We start from the raw sequence: 20,585 nt of genomic DNA, 5'->3' as shown, positions 1-20,585 counted from the left end.
GGGAAAACCCTTGAAAATCCACTGTTGAAATACTATGTTTTGGGTGATTAAAAGTTAGAGTTTTGCAGTGTATCCTGTTCGCAGCCAGCGCTGCGAAAGGATGGTAAGAGGTGCTTAGAGCGGGAGGGCAAGGCCCTGAGCGTTGAGCAGGCCAAGCAGCGTCTGCAGCAGTGCAGTCGGATCTGTTGTCAGGCCGCCGAGCAGGTCAGTAATCGCAGAGGCATCAGCTCCGCCGAGCAGGCTTGTCAGTGTTGTCAGCAGGTCGCCGAGGAGGTTGCCGCCAAGGCTGTTGAGCAGATCCGAGAGCGTACCGGTCAGTGAACCCAGCAGGTCCCCGCCGAGCAGGCCGAGGAGATCACCGGAAGATGCACCTGTCAGCGTGCTCAGGATGCTTGTAAGCGCACCGGTCGGATCACCGCTGCCCAGGATCGTACCGACCAGGTTGCTGAGATCACCAAGATCGGTCGGAGTCGCACCGTTCAGAAGCAGACCTGTCAGGTCACCCAGCGGCAGTGTCTGCGTCAGGTACGGCACGTTGGTCATCAGACCACCGAGGATCGCATACCCGCCGAGCTTGTCGATCGTTGTAACAACAGGCATAACAACACCGGCGTTGAGCAGGAAGGCTGTTCCTTCAGCATTCAGACCGTGCGCTACGGATTCCAGCAGGGCCAGCATGTTGACAGATGTCGTCAGGAGGCCGTTGATGCTTGTATCCATCGGATCGATACCGAATGGCAGAACTTCACCCGGCAGCGCAAGGATGTCGTTCAGTGAAAGTGCCGGCAGGTTCAGATCCGGCACGGCACCCAATACTGTTGTCAGCACAGTAGATACCGGTGCAGGGATCGGCAGTGCATTGATAATATCCATCAGCTGGGCGATGCTCAGTTTCGTCGCCATCAGCTCATCGAGCGGAAGCGCGTTGAGGACCGGCAGTGTTTTCGCCGCAGCGATAATGTCATTGATCGTCGTGTCAGCACTGACCAGGCTCAGAAGCCCTGCAGGATCCAGCGGAAGCGCGCCGCCATTCAGCGGGAGCGCACCGAGCAGACTTGTCAGTGAACCGACCAGCAGGTTCGGATCCAGACAAGATGTCAGGTCGCCTGTCACCTGAGCAAGCAGACCTTCGACCGTACCGAGCAGACCCGTTGTCGTTGTCAGCAGGGTTGCCGGCAGGGTGCCGAGTGTCGTACCGAGGAGTTCCTGCGGTGCAACGATAAGGTCGCCGAGGCTCAGCATGTTCGTCAGCTGGGACGGATCAAGTGCGCCTGTCAGATCTGAAAGGACGGATTGCGGATCACCGGTCAGTGAACCAAGGATACCGAGGAGGTCGCCTGCGCTAAGCGGAGCGGCGAGAAGGTCAGAGAGTGTCGCGGTATCCGCCAGGCCTGTCAAACTCTGAACGGCACCGAGCAGGTCGCCGAGCGGCAGGGCAACCGCAAGTGTTTTCAGGTTTTCTGCTGTCAGTGTTGCACCGCCCAGTACGCTGTTTGTCGCACAGTCGAGCGTTGCAACGACAGGCTCAAGCTGCGGGATACAGGCAGCGATATCGTAACCGACACCCATGACCGTATCATCCAGGAAGGTCAGAGCATCGATCCCTGTCTCTGCGACACCGGCAGTCGTATCAACAAGCGTGCCAATGACCTGTGTCAGCAGGCTCGGTGCAACGCTCAGCAGGTCGCCCAGCGGCAGTGTCTGCAGCAGTGTAGCCGGGTCCAGTGCATCTTTAATAGAGGCAACGATTGCCAGAACGTCCGGCGTGCCGCCGACGAGGCCGATGATATCGAGTACATTGCTAAGAGATACGCTTGTCTCCAGCATAGCGCCGACAGTCACACCCGTTGTTGTCAGTCCGAGTTCCACCATCGCATTGGCAACAGAGGCAAGGTCGAGCGGGATGGAAGTAAGGATGCTGAGATCAGCTGCGCTAAGAACATTGGTCAGCGTGCCGGTAGCCGTACCAAGCACACATTCAAGCGTGCCGACAAGTGCCGTTGCCTGCTCGGCACCGACTACGGTACCTGATGTCGCTGTTGTGGAGGTTGATGAACCACATCCAGAAAGCAGAAGTGCCGCCCCCACGGCACTTGACATCATAATACCCCGAACGCCACGTAGTGATTGTTTCATTGTTTTTTCCTTATATATTGTGATAGAAATCTGTAATGCACAATAGCAGTCCATGCAGATCCCAGATTACGGATCAGTTCAACCCGCCCAAAACCGTTTGGAGATGAAGCACCATCCCATACGGCTCGCCTCGGCCAACAAGTAATGTAACACTCAGCGACATTCAGCCCTTACCGATGCCACCTCTTACCCTTTCCCAAATGAGTGCAATTGACTGAAAATCCTGACGCCAAATTGTACTTTCGAGTTGCGGTAAGAAAATTATGCCATTCTCTAGGCGATGTTGCCCTACATATATTCAAAAATCCGTTATTCAACCTGTTACAGCTGTTACTTTTTTTCACATTTAAAGAAAAAAAAAGAATACTTAATAAAACTTTTTCTTATAAATGTTGTATTTTGGTTTTTTACGGTGTATAATATGCGCTCACTTCAATTTATTTCTAATAATTTTTTTTTATTAACTTTTTCCGTTTGTACTTATTTGTAAAAATATGGATATTAGAAATTTGTATTTTCCCCTTAGCGATACCGGCAGAAGCGTCGGAGGCCCTTTTCAACAGCTACCATAGAGGGCAGTCACATACTGCTATATATGGTAAGCACGCAGCGTATCAAACATCCTGCAAAGGGTGTTTCGCTATAATGCGCCTTCACTCATATCGCACCCATATATTATTGATTGAACAGCTTTGCGACGCAGAGCATAAGGAGCACCCGTGTTTGATACCCTGACGGATTCGTTTACGTCCGCCATTAAAAAGATCCGCTTCCACGACGATGAAAAGGCGCTGAAGAAAGCGCTTGTCGAACTGAAAAAAGCGCTGCTCAAAGCCGATGTCCATCACAAGGTTGTCAAAGAGCTTATCGACCGCGTCGAACTGGATACGAAGAAAGCCGGTATCGGCAAGGACCAGTTCCTTGACGCGATGCGCTTCACCCTGCACGACCTGCTGAAAACCGAAGGGCACCAGGGGTTCGTTTTTGCGGCAAATCCCCCCACCGTCATCCTGATGACCGGCCTTCAGGGTTCGGGAAAAACGACGACGACGGGGAAACTCGCCACCTACCTCAAAGAGCAGAAAAAGAAGAAGGTCCTCATCGTCGCGGCGGACCTGCAGCGTATGGCCGCCGTCGAACAGCTCCGCCAGATCACGGAGCAGATCGGCGTCGACCTGTATGAAGACGAGGCGACCAAGAACCCGGTGGAGGTCGTCACGGCGGCCATGGCCAAAGCAAAAAGCAACCTCTACGACGTCGTGCTCGTCGATACGGCCGGACGCCTGGCCATCGACGAGGAGCTGATGACGGAGCTCAAGCAGGTCCGCGACGCCGCCAAGCCGAGCGAGATCTTCTACGTCGCCGACTCCATGACAGGGCAGGATGCCGTCCGCACCGCCCAGAGCTTCAAAGAGCAGATCGGGATCGACGGAGTGATCCTGAGCAAATACGACGGTGACGCCAAAGGCGGCGTCGCGCTGGGCATCGCCTCTCAGGTTCAGGTGCCGCTGCGCTTTATCGGTGCCGGTGAAAAAATGGCGGACCTCGAAATCTTCCTCCCCGACCGCATCGTCAACCGCCTGATGGGACTGGGGGACATCGAGGGGCTGGCAGAGAAGGCCTCAAGCGTCATCGATGAGAAGCAGGCGAAAAAACTGACCCAGAAGATCAAGAAGGGGCAGTTCAACTTCAACGACTTCCTCGAGCAGATGGAGAGCATGAAGAAGCTCGGCTCCATGAAATCCCTGCTGGGGATGATCCCGGGCATGGGGGACATGTCCAAGGCGCTCAAGGACTTCGACCTGGAGAACTCCCAGGAACTCAAACAGATCAAGGCGCTGGTCAGCTCCATGACCCCCAAAGAGCGCGAGAACCCCGACCTGCTCAACAACAGCCGCAAGCAGCGTCTGGCCAAAGGGGCCGGGATGGACCAGATGGACGTCAACCGTATCCTCAAGCAGTTCAAAAACGCCGCAAAGATGGCCAAGAAATTCTCCGGCAAAAAAGGGATGCAGGATCTGCAGAACATGATGAGCCAGATGCAGGGCGGCAAGTTCCCGCGCTGATACCCCCGCCGCTTCGTTTGCATGCGGCGCTTCCTGCCTTCACCCTTTTTATCGATTTCTTCCGTCGCAGCGAAACTGTTATAATGGTCACATCTTCGTGCATTTTCCCACAAGGAGAGATCATGCGTACACGCCCTCTTTACCTCCCCCTGTTTCTCTTGCCGCTCGCCGCATTTGCCATAGAGCCCCAGGTGCAGATACAGCGCCCCGCCGTCTCGACCAAGGTGCCCCAGAAAATCGTGCCCCCCTCCTCTACCCAGCAGCCTGTCGAAAAACCGGACCTGACGGTGACCGGTATCACGGCCTATACCCAACGAGGCGGCACCATACTGAGTCATGTCCGCAAGCTCTACGTCAACGAACCCCTTGAACTGGACGCCACCATCGAAAACGTTTTTGCCTATGACGGGCACAGCCGCAAAAAGTTCAAGATCACGGTCCAGTTCAGGTACGGCTACTCCGGCCCCGTGCACAAGGAGAAGACCATCTGGGTGACGAAAAACCTTGAACCCGGGGAGTCCCTCACACAGCACATCATCTACGGCAGGGTCAAAGGTACGCCTGACGTGCTTTACGTCAAAGTCATTGCCGATGCAGGGCATGCCATCGCAGAGCGCAATGAAAACAACAATGCCGACGAAATAGAGATCAGGATAGAGCCGAGACCCTGAGAATGCACCGCCATCCAGGAGTGCGTGCCCTTCGCCAAATGAAGCGGGGGTGGCCCCGCCCTTGTGCAATCCCGAATTATTCGCTATAATCCCGCCATCGTTTTACGCTTATGAACAATACCTCTGTGACATTGGCGTATCGCATACCCGAACGGTTTGCACGGAACGTCTCCGATAAGACGGTTAGAGGCCGCGGTATCCATTGTTGAGTGACTCCTTCATCGTTCCGCTGCACTACCCTCTTTTTCCGACCTTCCCGAAAACCATTCACCTTATTATTTATCGAAGGAACGAACAATGACAACAATCCGTCTTACCCGTATGGGACGCAAAAAACAGCCTTTCTACCGCGTTGCGGTTACTGACTCCCGCAAACGCCGTGACGGCGGCTGGATCGAACTGATCGGCTGGTACAACCCGATGACCAAAGAGCAGAAGATCGACGAAGAGCGTCTGAACTACTGGATCGGCGTCGGCGCGACAATGAGCGACCGCGTCAAAAAGATCACCGGCAAGTAATCATGGTCACCGATTTCGTCGCCGAATACGCACGTCTCATCGCCTCCTATCCCGAGGACATCCGCGTCGAGATGTTCGAAGGTGACGATATGGCCGAAATTGTCCTCTATGCCAACGGCGCCGATATCGGCAAGCTGATCGGCAAAGAGGGCAAAATGATCGGCGCCATCAAAACCGTCATCTCCGGCTGCAAGGCCAAAGACGGCAAAAGCTACCGCATCAATGTCGAAGCGGCAGAATAACGACCGGCTGCTGCATATCGCCACGCTGGGCCGCACCGTCGGCCTGCACGGCGAAATGAAGCTGCACCTCTTCACCGATTTTCCCGAACAGTTCATCCCCGGCGAGACCTTCTATACCAAAGAGCGTACCCCGCTGCGGTTTGAAACGGTCAACATGGAGCGCGAACTGGTCAAACTCGAAGGCATCGACACCCCCGAAGACGCCAAACGCTTCACCAACGTCATGCTCTACACGACCTACGGCCGTACCCGCGAAATGTGCCACCTCGATGAGGGGGAGCACTTCTGGTTCGACCTGATCGGCTGCACGGTCACGGAAGACGGTGTGACGTTGGGCAAGGTGCTGGAGATCGAGCGCATCGGCGCGGTTGATTACCTGCAGATCAAGACCGACGAAGCGCTGACAAAGCAGCGGCTGCCCAAGCAGTTCCTGCTTCCCAAACAGCCGCCCTTCGTCGAAAGCGTCGATACCGATGCGGCCCTGATCACCGCACACGGCGCGATGGCCATCTTGGAGGAGTCGTGACTTTTACCTATGTCACCCTCTTCTCCAACCTGATCGAGGGATATTTCCAGGACTCCATCCTCAAGCGGGCACAGGAGAAGGGACTGTTCAACGTCTCCTACCTCAACCCGCGCGACTTTACGACGAACAAGCACGGCAAGGTCGACGACACCGCCGTCGGCGGCGGGGCCGGGATGGTCATGACCCCGCAGCCGCTCTTCGACACCCTGAAACAACTCCGTGAAAACGATCCGGACGTCCATATCGTTTTCGCAACCCCTGTCGGCAAACCGTTTGTGCAGAACGACGCCAAACGCCTTGCCAAGAAAAGCCATGTCGCATTTGTCAGCGGCCGCTACGAAGGCATAGACGAAAGGGTCATCGAGACCTTTGCGGACGAACTCTTCAGTATCGGTGATTACATCCTGACCGGCGGGGAGCTGCCCTCGCTGGTGATGACAGATGCCATTGCCCGCAACCTCGAAGGCGTACTCGGAAACAGCGAGTCGCTGGAGACGGAAAGCTTTGAGACCCACCTGCTGGAAGCCCCATCCTACGGAAAGCCCCCGCTTTTTGAGAATATGGGCGTGCCATCAGAATTCTTAAAGGGAAACCACAGTAAAATTGCGGCACTCAAAATTGCCTTGTCAGAATGCAAGACTAAATTCTTCAGGCCTGAGCAGCTTAAAAGGCATAGAAAAAGGACATTGTATGAGAAATAAATACATCGAAAATTTCGAAAATGCTCAAGTCGCTGAAAAGAACGTCCCAGAATTCCGCGCCGGTGATACCGTACGCCTCGCTGTTACCATTAAAGAGGGTGACAAAACTCGTGTTCAGAACTACGAGGGTGTATGTATCGCAATGCGCGGTCAGGGAACGGGTAAAACCATCACAGTTCGTAAAATCGGTGCCAACGGTATCGGTATCGAGCGTGTTTTCCCGATCTACAGCGACAGCATCAACGAGATCAAAGTACTTCGCCGCGGACGTGTACGCCGTGCGAAACTCTTCTACCTGCGCGACCGTGCCGGTAAATCTGCACGTATCAAAGAGCTCCGCAAGTAATTGCGGACGCCCTTCACACCCAACACACTTCCCCACTCCCTATTTACCACCAACTGCTTCCTGCAAAAGGAATCCGTATGACACTTAACCTGTTTTTCATCACCGCCACCGCCCTCTTCATCATCGCCGTACTGAAGCAACTGCTGGAGACAAACGCCTTTCTGAACCGCCTGCGCGACCACCATCCTGCACGCTATGAGGCCATGGGACGCCCCCGCTGGAACATCCAGTTCGGCGACCCCCGCTTCCGCGAAGCGGTCAAATACATCCGCGCCCACAAATTCGCCGACCTCGACGACCCCGAACTCGAACGCATCTACAAGGCCATAAAAAGAGCGGACAGGGTCGCCATCGCTTCCGCCGTCGTCGCCATACTCATCACCCTGATTGAGGTCATGCGAGCCGCGGGATAATACAACAAGGAAGCAGTAGCAGAAATTTCTTCTTTTGAGTCATAAACGATAGTTAGCGTGTCGAGCGGATCACTAGAGAGTGGAGTGTCCCGAAAGCGGCAGCTTGTCGCACTTTCTTCTTTCGGGTTCCCTTTCTTCTTTGTGCGCACAAAGAAGAAAGGGAACAAAACACAAATAATCTCGGAAAACACGGCTCTGTACAAGCCGATAAAAAGCTGCTAATAGTCTTTGAGCGCCCGTTCGATATCACGCTTCATATCTTTCTCTTTCATGTCGGCGCGCTTGTCGTGCAGCTTTTTACCCCGCGCGATGGCGATCTGGATCTTGACAATGTTCTTTCGGTTGAAATAGAGCTGCAGCGGGACAATAGTGTGCCCCTCTTTTTCGACGGCGGCGATCAGCTTGGCGATCTCTTTTTTGTGCAGCAGGAGCTTCCGGCTGCCGCGCTCCTCGTGACCGTAGTAGTGGTGCGTCGTCTCCAGCCGTCCGATATGGGCATTGAACAAAAAAGCCTCGCCTCTGACGATCTTGACAAAGCTGTCTTTGAGATTGACCCGTCCGGCCCGAATCCCTTTGACTTCGCTGCCCTTGAGCACAAGCCCCGCTTCGAATTTTTCGAGGATCTCGTAGTCATGATAGGCTTTTTTGTTTTTGGCAATCGTTTCGCCCACTCGCAGTCCTTTAAATCAGTGATGCAATCATAGCAGAAACCGCCGCTCTGCCGCCAATTATCGCGCCAATAACCTCTCGAGCCGCGATCTAGTTTTAATCAATCTGCCCCTATAATTTCTTATGAATCTTTTTGCCCGTTTATTCGACAAAATCAGCCGCTACCGCCCGACAACAATCATCATATGGGCCACCCTGGTTTCGACCACCGTCTCCTTCGTCCTGGCAGGCGGTATCTTCTATCTTTTTATGGGCGAGCTGCTTCCCATTGTCGCGTTTCTCTCCATTCTGATGCCTCTGCTGCTGACCCCGACGATCCTCTCCGCCGTCCTCAACCTGATGCTGCGCATGGAGCGCTACAAAACGGCGCTCGAAGAGGAGATCGAAAAAAACCACGCGAAAGATCTGCTCCTGTTCGAACAGGAGCGCTTCGTCCTGATGGGTGAGATGCTCTCAAACATCTCCCACCAGTGGCGCCAGCCCCTCAACGCCGTCAACCTCACCCTCCTGTCACTCAAGCTCGCCCAGGCAACGGGGAAGCTCGACGATGAGACCCTGGACCAGGCCTTTGAAACGATTGAGCAGAACACCCTCTATCTCTCTGATACTATCGAAGACTTCCGCTCCTTTTTCCAAAACCGGGCCCCGACGAAGATCCTGCCCCTGAAACAGATCGTTTCGGAGATGGAGGGGATCGTCGCCCCGCTGCTCAAAGGCGCCCGCATCACGCTGCGGGTTGAAAAAACCGATGCCTTGGAGGCCAACCATCTGGAGATCGCGACCGCCATCTCGCAGGTGCTGCTGAACCTCATCAGCAACGCCAAAGACGCCCTGGAGGGTTATGACACGCCATCCAAACAGATCACGCTTTTGTTCAACAAGAACGGGGAAGGGATGACCATTACGGTGTCGGACAACGGCCCCGGCATCGCCCCCGAGGTCAAACCGAAGATCTTCGACCCCTACTTCACGACAAAGAAACAGATGAAAGGGAGCGGTATCGGGCTGCACATGAGCCGCCAGATCATCGAAAAGATCTTTGCCGGCGCCATCGCCGTCGACACCTCCAAGACGGGAACGACCTTCAGTATCTTCCTTCCCTACTCCGAGCACTGCCGGCTCGTGGCGGTAGCGCCTATGCCGGAGGGACAGGCCTGAAAAAACTGCTGCCGCTGCCGGAGAAGAACCAGCCGTGGCGGAAATGCTCTTTGAGCTCCGGGTAGAGCGACAGCGCCGGTTCGAAAAGGTCGTTCGCGTCGTCGGCGCTCAGCTCCAAGAGCAGCGTTTTCGAATCGGTCTGTGCATAGTAGTCATAGGCCTCGTCGGAGAGCTCCTTGTAAAAGCCCTCCCGGAAGCGGTTATAGACGGCCGGGGTGCTGATCTCGATCGGCGGCGTGCGCGTCTCGAGCTGCAGCGGCGCCTCCGCAAAGGGCTCGACGATCTCGCCGATGCCCGAGATGTTTGCGCTCGGATAGCCGTAAACGAAAAAGGGGACGTCCGCCCCTACTTTTGCCCCGATTGCGGCCAGCTCGCTGACGTCCAGCCCCAGGTGCAGCACCTCGTTGCACATCTTCAGGTATGTCGCCGCGTCCGAACTGCCCCCGCCCAGGCCCGCAAAGGCGGGAATGTGCTTGTTGACGGCAATGCCGTGGGTCTGCATCAGCCGCTCGAGTTCCGTCGACCCTGTCGCCTCTAACAGGGCACGGTAGGCTTTGTAGATCGTATTCTGCTCCGTCGTACAGGCAAAATCGCCGTCGATGACGAACTCCTCCTCCTCCTCCTTGGGAAAGAAGTAGAGCAGGTCGTGCAGCTGCTCCACCACCATAAAGCGCGAGAGGATCTCGTGGTACTCCCCGCGCTTGCCTGTGATCTTCAAGAAGATGTTTACCTTCGCCGGTGCCTTGTAATGTTTCATAATGCCACCTTGTTCAACACGTAATGCACGCCCTCGGCGTCGAAGGAGAAGATCGAGAGCTCCCGCCCGTCGTCGACCCGGTAGATGCCGTCCTCGCCGGGGGCGAACTCGTCGCGCGTCAGCGGCTGCCCCAGGGTGATTTTGCGCCACTCCCCCCGGTATTCGATGGGTGGAACCCGCAGCGCGCCGCGGATATCGAGGGGCTTCTCCCCCTCGTAGACGAACTGCCCCTCGCAAAGACGCTCGAGCATACTGAGTGATCCCCCCTCGAGGCCGAGCCGCTCGTACACGAGCCGTCCGAGCGAACGGATATAGGTCCCCTCGGAGACCGTTGCCTCGAAGGTCACAAAGGGGTGGCAGTAGTGCAGCAGCTTGACGTCATAGACCTTTGAGCGGATCGTCTCCAGCTCAAAGGGGATGCCCGCCCGTGCCAGATCGTAGGCGCGCTTCCCGTTGATCCGTTTGGCACTGAAAATCGGCGGCGGGTAGGCCTGCTCCCCCTGCAGCGATTCGACGGCCTCCCGGACCTTTGTTTCCGGCAGCGGCGCGACGTCGTCGATGCGTTCGACCCCTTCGATATCGAGGGTATCGGAGTGCGCCCCGAGCCAGAGCGTCGCCCGGTAGCGCTTGGGGGTTTTATCGAGAAAGCGGAAAAGTGAGGTGTATTTGCCGAAGGCGATAATAAGCACCCCCTTCGCAAAGGGGTCGAGGGTCCCCGAATAGCCCGCCTTTTTCACCCCGTACTTGCGTTTGAGGGTCCGCAGGAACTGGTTGGAACTGAGCCCGGAGGGCTTATAAGCAACAAAAAGTCGGTTCATAGACGTATCAGAGGCGTTCGACAAAAGAGGCGAGGATCTCCCGCTTGTTGCCGCCGAAGTTGATGTTGAGCTTGAATTCGCGCCCGGCCTTGCTCACGCCTATGACCCGCCCGGCGCCGAAGATCTTGTGGCGGACGAGGTCCCCTTTTTTGAACGCCGTGTTCTTCTCGATCTTCAGCGAGCTTTCGCACAGTCCCGCTTCGCCGAAGAAGCGGCTCTTCTCCAGTTCGGTACGGCGCCCCTTGTAGTAGCGGCTCTGCACGTGCGACAGCGTCAGCGTATCTTTGGCGCGCGTAAAGGAGACGTAGCCCAGGCGGCGCTCCTCCTCCAGGTCGCTGCCGTCCCCGACAAGGGGGAGGAACCCCTCTTCGAGCCCGATGATGAAGAGGTGTTCGAACTCCAGCCCCTTGGAGGCGTGGATACTCATAATGTAGATGCTCTCCCCTTCGACCTGGTCCTGTTCGCTCTGCAGGGAGACCTCGTTCAGGAACGCGTCCAGGCTCGCCTCCGGGTTCTGCTTGATAAAGTCGCGGAAAAGCCCGAAGAACTCGTCGATGTTCTGCACCCTCTCGGTGCCGTCGGGCATCGCTTCGTAGAAGGCCTTGATCTTAAAGATCTCGTCAAGACGCTCGGCGAAACTGTAGAGCGACTCGTCCGCGATCGCGCGCATCTGCTCCAGCTCGCTGATGAACTGTTTGAGGGTCGTCGTGTTTTTCTTGCGCACCAGGGCCTCGAGCTCGGCCGTGCTGCTGAGGCGGATAAGATCGTATAGGGAACGCTCCTGCTCCATGGCAGCCAGCTCCAGCTTGTCGATGGACGCCTTGCCTATGCCCCGCTTGGGCTTGTTGATGATGCGTTTCATCGAGAAGTTGTCGTGGTGGTTGGTGATGACGCGCAGGTAGCTGATCAGGTCCTTGATCTCGGCACGGTCGTAAAAGCGCAGCCCGCCGACGAGCTTGTAGGGGATCCCGGCGCGGTTGAGCCCCTCCTCGAGGGAGCGGCTGAGCGCATTGATGCGGTAGAGCACGGCGATCTCGTTGGGGCGTATCCCTTCGCCGATCAGTTTATTGATCTGCAGAGAGATCTTGCTCGCCTCCTCGTTTTCGTCATTCGAAGAGAGCATCTTGACGTCATCCCCTTCGCCCCGGGTCGGCAGCAGCGTCTTGCCCAGGCGGGAGCGGTTATGCTCGATCAGCGCGTTGGCAACGGTCAGAATCGGCGTACGCGAACGGTAGTTGTGCTCGAGTTTGACGACCATGGCGTCCTGGAAGTCCTGGTCAAACTCCAGGATGTTGCGCACGTGCGCCCCGCGCCAGCCGTAGATGCTCTGGTCGTCATCCCCGACCACGCAGAGGTTGTTGTGCGCACTGCAAAGCTTCTGGAGCAGCTTGAACTGCAGTTCGTTCGTATCCTGGTACTCATCGATCATAATGTACTGGTAGCGCTTGCTCGTCTCTTCGGCCAGCTCCAGGTGTTCATCGAGCAGTTTGTACGTCAGGGCAATCAGGTCGTCAAAGTCCACCAGGTTGTTCTCCACCAGGTACGCCTCGTACTCCTTGTACACCTTTGCGATCTGTTCGTAGTTCTTCTGCTCCGCCTGGGCATGCGCCTCTTCCGGCGTAATCAGGGAGTTCTTATAGCGGGAGATCTCGCTGGCCACGAGGGGCATCGGGAGGTCGCCGGCAAGCTTTTTCAGAATCCGCTTCTTGTCATCCGTATCGATGACAACGAAGTTGTTCTCCCGCCCCAGCCGGTGGATATGGAACTTCAAAAAGAGCAGGCCGAACTTGTGGAAGGTGCACAGCAGCGGCGGGTAGCTTTTCGCGTCGATCATCGCCAGGGCACGTTCGCGCATCTCCTTGGCCGCTTTGTTGGTAAAGGTCAGCGTCAGCGTGTTGCTCGCCGGGATCCCGACAACGTCCAGCAGGTAGGCAAGCCGCGAGGTAATGGTCGTCGTTTTGCCGCTGCCCGCGCCCGCAAGGATCAATAAGGGACCATCGATCTTCTTGACGGCTTCGGCCTGCTGCTCGTTGAGGTTTTTGAAAATTTGTTCCATCTCTATTTTTCGTGTTTTTAGGTTAATCTATTATATCAATAATTTTTTAAGCTCTCATTGTTTGATGACACTTTTCGCATTGCTTTATCGGGAAATTATAAAAAAAGTAATCAGAACTAATCCGTCTTATTGAAATGACTATCATTGTACGTTATAATTCTGATGTTTTATTTTTATGGAGCCTTGTTATCAAAAAGCGGATGCTTTATAACAAAGACAAATATGGCCCATTTGCCAAGGATATCTGAATGCTGAAAGACTTCGCCAAACTCCAAACTTTTTTGACTGTCGTCAAAGAGAAGAGCTTTTCCAAGGCTTCCGCGAAACTGGGCATTTCCCAACCCGCCGTCACCCAACAGATCAAATTTATCGAAGAGTACCTCGATACGCGCATCGTCGAGCGTAAGAAGAACGGCATCAAGCTGACCAAAGAGGGCGAGGACCTTTACCGTATCGCCGTCAAACTCGAAAAAGCGATCAACACAAGCCAAAAAGAGCTGCTCAAGATCATCAATAAAGACTTCACTTTCATCCTCGGCGCTTCCTACGCGATCGGGAACTATGTCATCCCGACCTACCTGGGCGCCATCAAAGAGAAGATCAACAACGAGGTCTATATGCATGTCGGCCTCTCCAACGAGATCATCGACGAGCTCGAAGACAAGAAGATCGATGTCGCGCTGATCGAGTCACCGGTCTTCCGCGACGGGATCATCTACCGCGAATGGATGGAGGACGAACTGGTGCTCTTCTCCAACCAGCCGCTGCCCAAGTACCTGAAGAAAGAGGACTTCTTCACCTTCGACTGGGTCTGCCGCGACGAGAACTCCCACACCCGCAAGCTCGTCTCCGAAGCCTTCGAAGAGCTTGAGATCGACTGTTCGACGTTCAACGTCATCGGGGTCGTGCAGTCGCCGACGGCGGTCAAAGAGACGATCATGCGCTCTCCGAAAGACGCCGAGCGCCCGATCGTATCGGTCATCTCCCGCCACGTTATCGAGGACGAGATTGCCGAGGGCAAACTGTACGAATCACGCATGCGCAACTTCCGCGTCCACCGCAAGTTCTACATCGCCTACTCCAAAGACCGCAAGCACGACGCCTTCGTCAACAACGTCGTCGACTTCCTGCTCACCATGCGGATGTAAGTACGTTTCATACTCTTCTATCCCCCAGGAGACTTCCCTCGGGGCAGGCACTAGGTACTTAGTGTCAAAGTGGCCTGTGACACTCCGCCTTCTTATTCGACTCAGAAATGATATTTAGCGTGTCAGTCGCATCATCGGGGAATGGAGTGCCCCGAATGCGACAGCCTTTCGCACTTTCTTCTTTCGGGTTCGGTTTCTTCTTTGTGCGAGCAAAGAAGAAAGGGAACAAAACCGCTCACTTCTTCTTCAGAAACTTCTCGTTTTCCGGATTTGACAAAAACGCCGCCATTGAATTTTCGATCCCGCCGTCATCGACCGCTTCCATCTCTTCCTCACCCTCTTTATAGACGGCGTGGTTGATAAAGATGGGGGTTTCGTCGATGATAATCTGCATAATGCTCGGCAGCGGCACCGTGACGAAGCTGCCGATGTTCTCCGGGCCAAAGCCCGCCTCGAAGATAAGCCGGTTGCCGTCGATGCGCGCGCTGTCGAAGGTGTAGCCCGCCAGGTAAAAGAGGGTCATCGGGCGGAACGACTCGGTGATGTGTTCGGGCAGCTCCGGTTCGAAGCTCAGATGCTCGATTTTGCAGAGAATGCCGAAAGACTGGTCGTGTTCGAAGAGGTAGAGCATCAGCTCCTCGACATGCCGCTGCATTAAATCGACAAATTTTTCATCATTCAGAATATTGATGAGCATCATCTCTCCAAGTTAATTAATCGGGGGAAGTATACCACCGCTCACCTCGACAAAGCCTGACAGGGCATTCATCACGGCCACCCGCTCGGCGCCCCGTGCCGCGTCAAGGGTGATGTCGGCACAGGTCAGCTTCCCCGCTTCGATCAGCCGGGCCCGCGCCGTGCCTTCGAGCAGCGGCCGTTTCGGGGTCAGCCACCGTCCCCCGATAAAACAGGCGACATTGGCGATGGTCGTATCGGTGATGAGCCCCGCCTGCACAATCAGAACGTCGTCCGCACTGCCCCGCTGGGCAAAGAGCCGGTCGAGCCGTTCCCTTTCGGTTATTTTGTCGCGGTAGGTGATCGTCTCGTCCGTCACCGGCTGCAACGAGGTGATGATGCGGGGAGTATAGGGGAGAAGTTCGTATGTGAACATTTGTTCATCATACTGGACACGGCAGCGCCATCGCCCTGTTTCAGGGGCTTCGAGGCGGCTTTCAAGGTCGTAAATTTTCGGGATATCGTGGCGTTTCAGCGTGCGTTCCAGACGCTGCTGATGCCAGCTCAGGTAGGGGAAACGTCCCTCTTCGGCCAGGATCGTCTCCAGAAACGGCATGCCTATTCGCTGAACAGTGCCGTCGAGAGGTAGCGTTCGGCCGTATCGCAGAGGATGGTGACGATGGTCTTGCCCTTGTTCTCCGGACGCGCGGCGACCTGCATCGCGGCGTAGACGTTGGCCCCGGCGGAGATGCCCACGAGCAGCCCCTCCTCTTTGGCCAGCATCCGCGACGTCGCCATCGCGTCGTCATTGCTGACGGTGATAACCTCGCCGTAGATCTGCGTGTTGAGAACGTCCGGCACGAAGCCCGCGCCGATCCCCTGGATCTTGTGCGGGCCCGGTTTGCCGCCGGAGAGGACCGCCGAGTCCGTCGGTTCGACGGCGATGATCTCGATGGCGGGGATCACCTCTTTGAGGCGCGTGCCCGTTCCCGTCAGTGTGCCCCCCGTCCCGACGGCGGCCACGAAGATATCGAGGTTGCCGTCCGTGTCGCGCAGGATCTCTTCGGCCGTCGTTTTGATGTGGACCGCCGGGTTGGCCGGGTTCTGGAACTGCTGCAGGATGACGGCGTTGCCCAGGCTCTCTTTGAGCTCTTCCGCCTTCTCGATGGCGCCTTTCATACCGGCCATCGCCGGCGTCAGGACGAGCTCCGCGCCGAGGGCTTTAAGGATGTTGCGGCGTTCAATACTCATCGACTCGGGCATCGTAAGGGTCAGTTTCAGCCCCAGCGCCGCGCAGATGGAGGCAAGGGCGATCCCCGTGTTGCCGCTGGTCGGCTCGATGATCGTCGTCTGGGCATTGATGATACCGTCGTCCATCGCCGTCTTGATCATGTTATAACCGATCCGGTCCTTGACGGAGCTCGTCGGGTTCATAAACTCGCACTTGCCGAGAATCGTCGCTCCGGTCTGCTCGGAGGGGGCATTGAGACGAATCAGCGGTGTGTTGCCGATCAGTTCGGTGATGTTAGACGCTATCATTCCTTATCCTTTAATGTTGCTTCGCTGCTATTATAGACGAAGCAAAGCGAATTTGTCTGCAATCCATAGTATTCAACTATGTTATTATGTGTATTTTGGCAGATGCGAAGCTTAATTGCAGATACTATTCCAAATGCGTCAAGGGCGAAGCGTTATAATACGTCCATGCAACCGCGAACATTCACCCATAAACGCATCCTGCTTTTCGGCGCCCCGCGCGCGCTGAACCGCGAGGAGTTCGACCGCCTCCTGCGCGCCGCGGACATCACCCTGGCCGACCGCTACGACGCCGACGTCGACGCCGTGGTCGAGGGGCGGCTGATCAATCCCCTCGAGCAGGAGGAGCTTGACCGCCTCTACGACAGCGACAAGGTCGTGCCCCTCGCCATCGATGCCTTTGAAAAAACGCTCTGTACCCAGATCGAGCCCGAGCGGATCATGATGAGCCTCAAGCTCACCCGCGACAACGAACGGCTCCACGCCTTTTTGCAAAACCCCTACATCTCGAACGATTTCTTCCTGAAACTGCTGCAGCTCTACGACTGGAAGGGGGAGGGGTTCTTCGACACGGACGAGAACCGCGACGTCACGGCGGCGCTGATCGGGCGCTACTACGAGCATATCGAGCGCAACCACAACGTCCAGTACTCCACCCTCGGTCTCATGCACCTGCTCCGGCAGACCCGCCGCCCCCGGCTCATCCGCGTCATCGGCAGCCTCGCGCCGTTGCGCCAGGCCGTAGGCGGCAACGAGCGCCAGATGCGCGCGATCCTCGAAGCTCTGGCCCTGCACCCCGACAGCGACGAGCCGACCTTGAAGCACTTCATCCGCCAGGGCGACGACGCCCTGCGCGCACTTGTGGCGACACACCCTGCCCTCAGCCCGGCGCTGCAGCAGGAGCTGGCCGCCCTCGACGTACCCGCCGTCACCACGGCCCTCGTCTCGAACCCGGCGCTCGATGCCGCGCTGGCGGAGCGTCTCTTTGCCGACGACGCTCTGGCCGCAACAGGGTACGCCAACATCGCGCTGGACGAAGCGCGTTTTGAAAAGGGGCTCGCGCACCATGCCAAAGCACTGGCCGCGAACCACGCATTGACAGAAGCAATGCAGCAGCGCCTCTTCGAGACGGGCGACGAGGCGGTCATGACGGCACTGGCCGCCAACCCTTCACTGCAGATCGCCGGGGCGCTCATGCAAACAAAGATCCCCGCCGTGCGCGCCGCGCTGGCAGCCAACCCCGCCATGACAAGCGAAGCCCTGACGGCGCTGGCCGGTTCGGGCTGCGACGCGGCCCTCGCGGGTAACCCCGCTTCCCCCGCCGCCCTGCTCGAACAGCTTTACACTCGGGGGAATGCGGACGTTTTGGGTGCCCTCGCGGCCAACCCCGCCACCCCCATTGACATCCTGCAGCAGCTGCAGCTCGACGCCCGTTTCGAGCGGGCCGTCCGGACCAACGACGCCTTCGGGCAGTTCATTCAACGCGAAAACATAGGATGGTTATGAGGGCACATCCAACTCCCCATCGCGTTTTCAGCGTTACAGAGAAAGTTCTCATCGGAGTCCACGCTCCGGGGCTTGTTAAGTGCCTGAAGCATAGTACAATCCTGAAGAGAGTTTTCTCTGCAACGCCCTGCGGGAAAGCATTTGAGGCACGATCTTTCCTTGGTACACTTTTTGACGTAGCTTCCGCTATGCCTGCAAAGCGCACCAAAAAAATCTCATACCTCAAATCCCTTCTGAAATTCACGCAGGGGAATTGGAGGTGCCCTTGAGAAGCCAAGAGATTACGGAAACCCTCGGAGCGCTGATTGATCAGAAGCTGCCGACCTTTTTGTGGGGGGCGCCGGGAATCGGCAAATCCTCCGTCGTCAAACAGATCGCTGACGCCAAGGGCATCGGCTTTATCGACCTGCGCCTCTCCCTGATGGACCCGACCGACCTCAAGGGGATCCCCTTCTACGAGAACCAGGCGCACCAGGCCGTCTGGGCGCCGCCCTCTTTTCTGCCCCGGGAGGGGAGCGGCATCCTCTTCCTCGACGAGCTCAACACCGCCGCGCCCTCCGTGCAGGCCTCGGCCTACCAGCTCATCCTCGACCGCAAGGTCGGCGAGTACGAACTGCCCGAGGGGTGGGCCATCGTCGCGGCGGGCAACCGCGAGAACGACCGGGGTGTCGTCTACCGCATGCCGCTGCCCCTGGCCAACCGCTTTATCCACCTGGAGATGGACGTCAACGTCGACGACTGGCGACGCTGGGCCTACGGGCACGGCATCGACGAACGCATCATCGGCTACATCACCGCCAACAACGACGCCCTCTTCGGTTTTGACCCCACGAGCGACACCAAGAGCTTCCCCACCCCGCGCAGCTGGGAGTTCGTCCACGGGGTCCTCGCGTCGGGCATGCGCGACCAGCTCGCCCTGAGCGCCATCGCCGGGGCCGTCGGCGAGGAGCGCGCCGTCGCCTTCACGGCCTTTGCCAAGGTGATGCACCTCCTGCCCGACACCGACGCCGTCTTGCGCGGGGAGTCGCGCGAGGTCCCCGAGGATCTCAGCGCCCTTTACGCCCTCGCCTCCGCCCTCGTCTCCAAGGTGCTCAAAGCCTCCGACGACAGCGTACTGACCCGTCTGCTCGACTATACCCACCTGCTCCCCCCGGAGTTCGCCGTCCTCATCGTCCAGGACCTCCAGAAAAACGGCGTCATGATGGACCACCTCGACGCCTACGGCAACTGGGTCGGCAAGTTCGCCTTCCTTCTAGAGTAAACAAGAAAAAGGGAACAGCATGGAACGCGCACGTAATAAAAAAAGCCGAACATTCGAGCAACACTTTTCATGCGCGGCAGCCGAATTATCCTTTTTTCTTCCCGGTTCGGCTTCTTTTTTGGATAAGCAAAAAAGAAGGGGAACAAACTCTCCAGGCTACACACATGTCTGAAAAAACAGCCCTGGACAAACTGGGCAAAGCCAAAGCCCGTCTCCTGCTGAACTCCCCCTACTTCGGCACCTTAGCCAGCCGCCTGGAGCTGGACACCAGCGACGACATCCCGGGCTTTCTCAGCAACGGCCTCCGCCTGGAGTACAACCCCGAATACGTCGAGGGGCTCGACGACCGGGAGTGCGAATTCATGCTCGCCAACGGGGCGATGCACGCGGCGCTCGTACACGAACGGCGCCAGAACGGGCGGATGAGCTGGCTGTGGCAGCTGGCCACCGACCACGCCATCAACACCATGCTCGTACAGAACAACTTCGCCCTGCCCCCGCAGGTCAACTACGACCCCCGTTTCGAGGGGATGTACGCCGAGGCTATTTATGCCCAGCTCAAAGACGAGATCAAGAACGAGGAGTACAGCGACGACGAGAGCAACGATACCGGCTTCAACGAGAACAACCAGCGCAAGCGCGACGAGCTGAAAAACGCCGAAGGCGACCACGACCCGGACAAACTGCGGCCGCAGATGGAGGTGGAGAACAGCGTGGACGAGTCGTTGTTCGAGCATTTTGAAAAGGCCGTCCGCGAGATGCTGGAGCAGCAGGGCGACACCCCGCTGGGGCTGGAGCGCTTTTTCGTCCCCGCGAAGCAGAGCGTCGTGGACTGGCGCAGCGAGCTTTTTCACGCCCTCTCCCGCCACCTCAAAAGCGACTACCGCATGCTCCCGCCCTCCAAGAAGCTGCTCTACAACCACATCTACCTCCCCTCGTCCACCTCGGAGACCCTCGACATCGTTATTGCCATCGACAGCTCCGGGTCCGTCGACGAGGAGCTGCTGGGGCGCTTCATCGCCGAGGTCGAGTCGCTCCTGGAGACCTTCGCCGACTACCGCATCGAACTGCTCGTATGCGACGCCAAGGTGCAGTCGCACCGCCAGTTCTACCCCGGCGAGCCGCTGCGCTTCGAGCTCAAAGGTGGGGGCGGCACGGACTTCCGCCCCGTTTTCGAATGGACGGAGCGCTACGCCCCGATGGCCCCGCTGCTGCTCTACTTCACCGACTGCGACGGCCGTTTCCCGGACAAAGAACCCCTCATCGACACCGTCTGGATCACCCCCGAGACGCAGAGCGAAGTCCCCTTCGGCAAAACCATCGTTCTCAATATATAGGCAACAAAGCGCCTCTTAAGCGTGCAATATCTATAATTCGCCCG

General features: G+C 57.0%; 21 protein-coding genes. 13 read left to right on the top strand and 8 right to left on the bottom strand.

What is annotated here, in order from left to right; all coding sequences use genetic code 11:
• Positions 1-114: 114 nt before the first annotated feature.
• Entirely contained in the window at positions 115-2,136 is a 2,022-nt protein-coding gene (locus LOH54_RS02560) for a hypothetical protein (protein ID WP_231020231.1), read from the bottom strand.
• Positions 2,137-2,855: 719 nt separating this feature from the next.
• On the opposite strand from LOH54_RS02560, the gene ffh reads away from it, so the two are divergent.
• The 8 genes from ffh (at position 2,856) to LOH54_RS02520 (ending at position 7,620) form a co-directional block, all read left to right on the top strand.
• Entirely contained in the window at positions 2,856-4,202 is a 1,347-nt protein-coding gene (gene ffh / locus LOH54_RS02555) for a signal recognition particle protein (protein WP_231020230.1), read from the top strand.
• Positions 4,203-4,324: 122 nt separating this feature from the next.
• Positions 4,325-4,873: a CARDB domain-containing protein gene (locus LOH54_RS02550; protein WP_231020229.1), complete on the top strand. Its 549-nt coding sequence runs from the start codon at positions 4,325-4,327 to the stop codon at positions 4,871-4,873.
• Between the two features lie 297 nt (positions 4,874-5,170).
• Positions 5,171-5,392 carry a 30S ribosomal protein S16 gene (gene rpsP / locus LOH54_RS02545; protein WP_231020228.1) on the top strand — a complete coding sequence of 74 codons (222 nt, stop codon included), beginning with the start codon at positions 5,171-5,173 and terminating at the stop codon, positions 5,390-5,392.
• A 2-nt stretch (positions 5,393-5,394) separates the two neighbouring features.
• Positions 5,395-5,634 (top strand): KH domain-containing protein, encoded by a 240-nt coding sequence (locus tag LOH54_RS02540; RefSeq protein WP_231020227.1) that lies wholly within the window; start codon positions 5,395-5,397, stop codon positions 5,632-5,634.
• Entirely contained in the window at positions 5,615-6,160 is a 546-nt protein-coding gene (gene rimM, locus LOH54_RS02535; RefSeq protein ID WP_231020226.1) for a ribosome maturation factor RimM, read from the top strand. The genes LOH54_RS02540 and rimM overlap by 20 nt, the downstream gene beginning before the upstream one ends.
• Complete coding sequence (gene trmD, locus LOH54_RS02530) at positions 6,157-6,861, top strand: tRNA (guanosine(37)-N1)-methyltransferase TrmD (protein WP_231020225.1); 705 nt, start codon at positions 6,157-6,159, stop codon at positions 6,859-6,861. Before rimM ends, trmD begins: the two co-directional genes overlap by 4 nt.
• Complete coding sequence (rplS, locus tag LOH54_RS02525) at positions 6,851-7,207, top strand: 50S ribosomal protein L19 (protein ID WP_231020224.1); 357 nt, start codon at positions 6,851-6,853, stop codon at positions 7,205-7,207. Before trmD ends, rplS begins: the two co-directional genes overlap by 11 nt.
• 77 nt (positions 7,208-7,284) lie before the next feature.
• The gene (locus LOH54_RS02520) at positions 7,285-7,620 is read left to right on the top strand and encodes a hypothetical protein (protein ID WP_231020223.1); all 336 of its coding nucleotides are present in this window, start codon (positions 7,285-7,287) and stop codon (positions 7,618-7,620) included.
• Positions 7,621-7,838: 218 nt separating this feature from the next.
• On the opposite strand, the gene smpB is transcribed toward LOH54_RS02520, so the two are convergent.
• Positions 7,839-8,291, bottom strand: coding sequence for an SsrA-binding protein SmpB (gene smpB / locus LOH54_RS02515; protein WP_231020222.1), 453 nt, complete (start codon positions 8,289-8,291; stop codon positions 7,839-7,841).
• A gap of 121 nt (positions 8,292-8,412) precedes the next feature.
• On the opposite strand from smpB, the gene LOH54_RS02510 reads away from it, so the two are divergent.
• Positions 8,413-9,447 carry a sensor histidine kinase gene (locus LOH54_RS02510; RefSeq protein ID WP_231020221.1) on the top strand — a complete coding sequence of 345 codons (1,035 nt, stop codon included), beginning with the start codon at positions 8,413-8,415 and terminating at the stop codon, positions 9,445-9,447.
• On the opposite strand, the gene LOH54_RS02505 is transcribed toward LOH54_RS02510, so the two are convergent.
• The 3 genes from LOH54_RS02505 to LOH54_RS02495 are packed head-to-tail and all read right to left on the bottom strand — an operon-like array spanning position 9,425 to position 13,078.
• The gene (locus LOH54_RS02505) at positions 9,425-10,204 is read right to left on the bottom strand and encodes a 4-(cytidine 5'-diphospho)-2-C-methyl-D-erythritol kinase (protein WP_231020220.1); all 780 of its coding nucleotides are present in this window, start codon (positions 10,202-10,204) and stop codon (positions 9,425-9,427) included. The two genes, LOH54_RS02510 and LOH54_RS02505, sit on opposite strands and share 23 nt — an antisense overlap.
• Positions 10,201-11,022, bottom strand: a complete 822-nt coding sequence (gene truB, locus LOH54_RS02500; RefSeq protein ID WP_231020219.1) for a tRNA pseudouridine(55) synthase TruB — start codon at positions 11,020-11,022, stop codon at positions 10,201-10,203. Before truB ends, LOH54_RS02505 begins: the two co-directional genes overlap by 4 nt.
• 7 nt (positions 11,023-11,029) lie before the next feature.
• Complete coding sequence (locus LOH54_RS02495) at positions 11,030-13,078, bottom strand: ATP-dependent helicase (protein WP_231020218.1); 2,049 nt, start codon at positions 13,076-13,078, stop codon at positions 11,030-11,032.
• A gap of 248 nt (positions 13,079-13,326) precedes the next feature.
• On the opposite strand from LOH54_RS02495, the gene LOH54_RS02490 reads away from it, so the two are divergent.
• Positions 13,327-14,226 carry a LysR substrate-binding domain-containing protein gene (locus LOH54_RS02490; RefSeq protein ID WP_231020217.1) on the top strand — a complete coding sequence of 300 codons (900 nt, stop codon included), beginning with the start codon at positions 13,327-13,329 and terminating at the stop codon, positions 14,224-14,226.
• 235 nt (positions 14,227-14,461) lie between these two features.
• On the opposite strand, the gene LOH54_RS02485 is transcribed toward LOH54_RS02490, so the two are convergent.
• From LOH54_RS02485 to cysK, 3 genes are read right to left on the bottom strand one after another with little or no spacing between them, the layout of a single operon-like run.
• Positions 14,462-14,923, bottom strand: a complete 462-nt coding sequence (locus tag LOH54_RS02485; RefSeq protein WP_231020216.1) for a hypothetical protein — start codon at positions 14,921-14,923, stop codon at positions 14,462-14,464.
• 12 nt (positions 14,924-14,935) lie between these two features.
• The gene (locus tag LOH54_RS02480) at positions 14,936-15,517 is read right to left on the bottom strand and encodes an aminotransferase class IV (RefSeq protein ID WP_231020215.1); all 582 of its coding nucleotides are present in this window, start codon (positions 15,515-15,517) and stop codon (positions 14,936-14,938) included.
• 2 nt (positions 15,518-15,519) lie between these two features.
• Positions 15,520-16,440: a cysteine synthase A gene (gene cysK, locus LOH54_RS02475; RefSeq protein WP_231020214.1), complete on the bottom strand. Its 921-nt coding sequence runs from the start codon at positions 16,438-16,440 to the stop codon at positions 15,520-15,522.
• 165 nt (positions 16,441-16,605) lie between these two features.
• Here cysK and LOH54_RS02470 point away from each other — a divergent pair, with 165 nt between their 5' ends.
• The 3 genes from LOH54_RS02470 to LOH54_RS02460 all read left to right on the top strand — a co-directional run bounded on the left by LOH54_RS02470 (position 16,606) and on the right by LOH54_RS02460 (position 20,541).
• Positions 16,606-17,943, top strand: a complete 1,338-nt coding sequence (locus LOH54_RS02470; protein WP_231020213.1) for a hypothetical protein — start codon at positions 16,606-16,608, stop codon at positions 17,941-17,943.
• Positions 17,944-18,208: 265 nt separating this feature from the next.
• Entirely contained in the window at positions 18,209-19,204 is a 996-nt protein-coding gene (locus LOH54_RS02465; RefSeq protein ID WP_231020212.1) for an AAA family ATPase, read from the top strand.
• Positions 19,205-19,368: 164 nt separating this feature from the next.
• Complete coding sequence (locus LOH54_RS02460; protein WP_231020211.1) at positions 19,369-20,541, top strand: vWA domain-containing protein; 1,173 nt, start codon at positions 19,369-19,371, stop codon at positions 20,539-20,541.
• Positions 20,542-20,585: the final 44 nt, after the last annotated feature.

This window comes from Sulfurimonas sp. HSL-3221 (genome assembly GCF_021044585.1).
Taxonomy (GTDB): Bacteria; Campylobacterota; Campylobacteria; order Campylobacterales; family Sulfurimonadaceae; genus Thiomicrolovo; species Thiomicrolovo sulfuroxydans.
The sequence above is the reverse complement of the archived record's forward strand: the minus strand, read 5'-3'. Positions and strand labels throughout refer to the sequence as shown.

Bases quoted from the DNA above. Each gene is read 5' to 3' on its own strand.
- LOH54_RS02560 (WP_231020231.1), bottom strand. From the start codon at position 2,136: ATGAAACAATCACTACGTGGCGTTCGGGGTATTATGATGTCAAGTGCC.
- LOH54_RS02550 (WP_231020229.1), top strand. From the start codon at position 4,325: ATGCGTACACGCCCTCTTTACCTCCCCCTGTTTCTCTTGCCGCTCGCC.
- rpsP (WP_231020228.1), top strand. From the start codon at position 5,171: ATGACAACAATCCGTCTTACCCGTATGGGACGCAAAAAACAGCCTTTC.
- LOH54_RS02540 (WP_231020227.1), top strand. From the start codon at position 5,395: ATGGTCACCGATTTCGTCGCCGAATACGCACGTCTCATCGCCTCCTAT.
- rimM (WP_231020226.1), top strand. From the start codon at position 5,615: ATGTCGAAGCGGCAGAATAACGACCGGCTGCTGCATATCGCCACGCTG.
- rplS (WP_231020224.1), top strand. From the start codon at position 6,851: ATGAGAAATAAATACATCGAAAATTTCGAAAATGCTCAAGTCGCTGAA.
- LOH54_RS02520 (WP_231020223.1), top strand. From the start codon at position 7,285: ATGACACTTAACCTGTTTTTCATCACCGCCACCGCCCTCTTCATCATC.
- LOH54_RS02510 (WP_231020221.1), top strand. From the start codon at position 8,413: ATGAATCTTTTTGCCCGTTTATTCGACAAAATCAGCCGCTACCGCCCG.
- LOH54_RS02505 (WP_231020220.1), bottom strand. From the start codon at position 10,204: ATGAAACATTACAAGGCACCGGCGAAGGTAAACATCTTCTTGAAGATC.
- truB (WP_231020219.1), bottom strand. From the start codon at position 11,022: ATGAACCGACTTTTTGTTGCTTATAAGCCCTCCGGGCTCAGTTCCAAC.
- LOH54_RS02495 (WP_231020218.1), bottom strand. From the start codon at position 13,078: ATGGAACAAATTTTCAAAAACCTCAACGAGCAGCAGGCCGAAGCCGTC.
- LOH54_RS02490 (WP_231020217.1), top strand. From the start codon at position 13,327: ATGCTGAAAGACTTCGCCAAACTCCAAACTTTTTTGACTGTCGTCAAA.
- LOH54_RS02485 (WP_231020216.1), bottom strand. From the start codon at position 14,923: ATGCTCATCAATATTCTGAATGATGAAAAATTTGTCGATTTAATGCAG.
- LOH54_RS02480 (WP_231020215.1), bottom strand. From the start codon at position 15,517: ATGCCGTTTCTGGAGACGATCCTGGCCGAAGAGGGACGTTTCCCCTAC.
- cysK (WP_231020214.1), bottom strand. From the start codon at position 16,440: ATGATAGCGTCTAACATCACCGAACTGATCGGCAACACACCGCTGATT.
- LOH54_RS02470 (WP_231020213.1), top strand. From the start codon at position 16,606: ATGCAACCGCGAACATTCACCCATAAACGCATCCTGCTTTTCGGCGCC.
- LOH54_RS02460 (WP_231020211.1), top strand. From the start codon at position 19,369: ATGTCTGAAAAAACAGCCCTGGACAAACTGGGCAAAGCCAAAGCCCGT.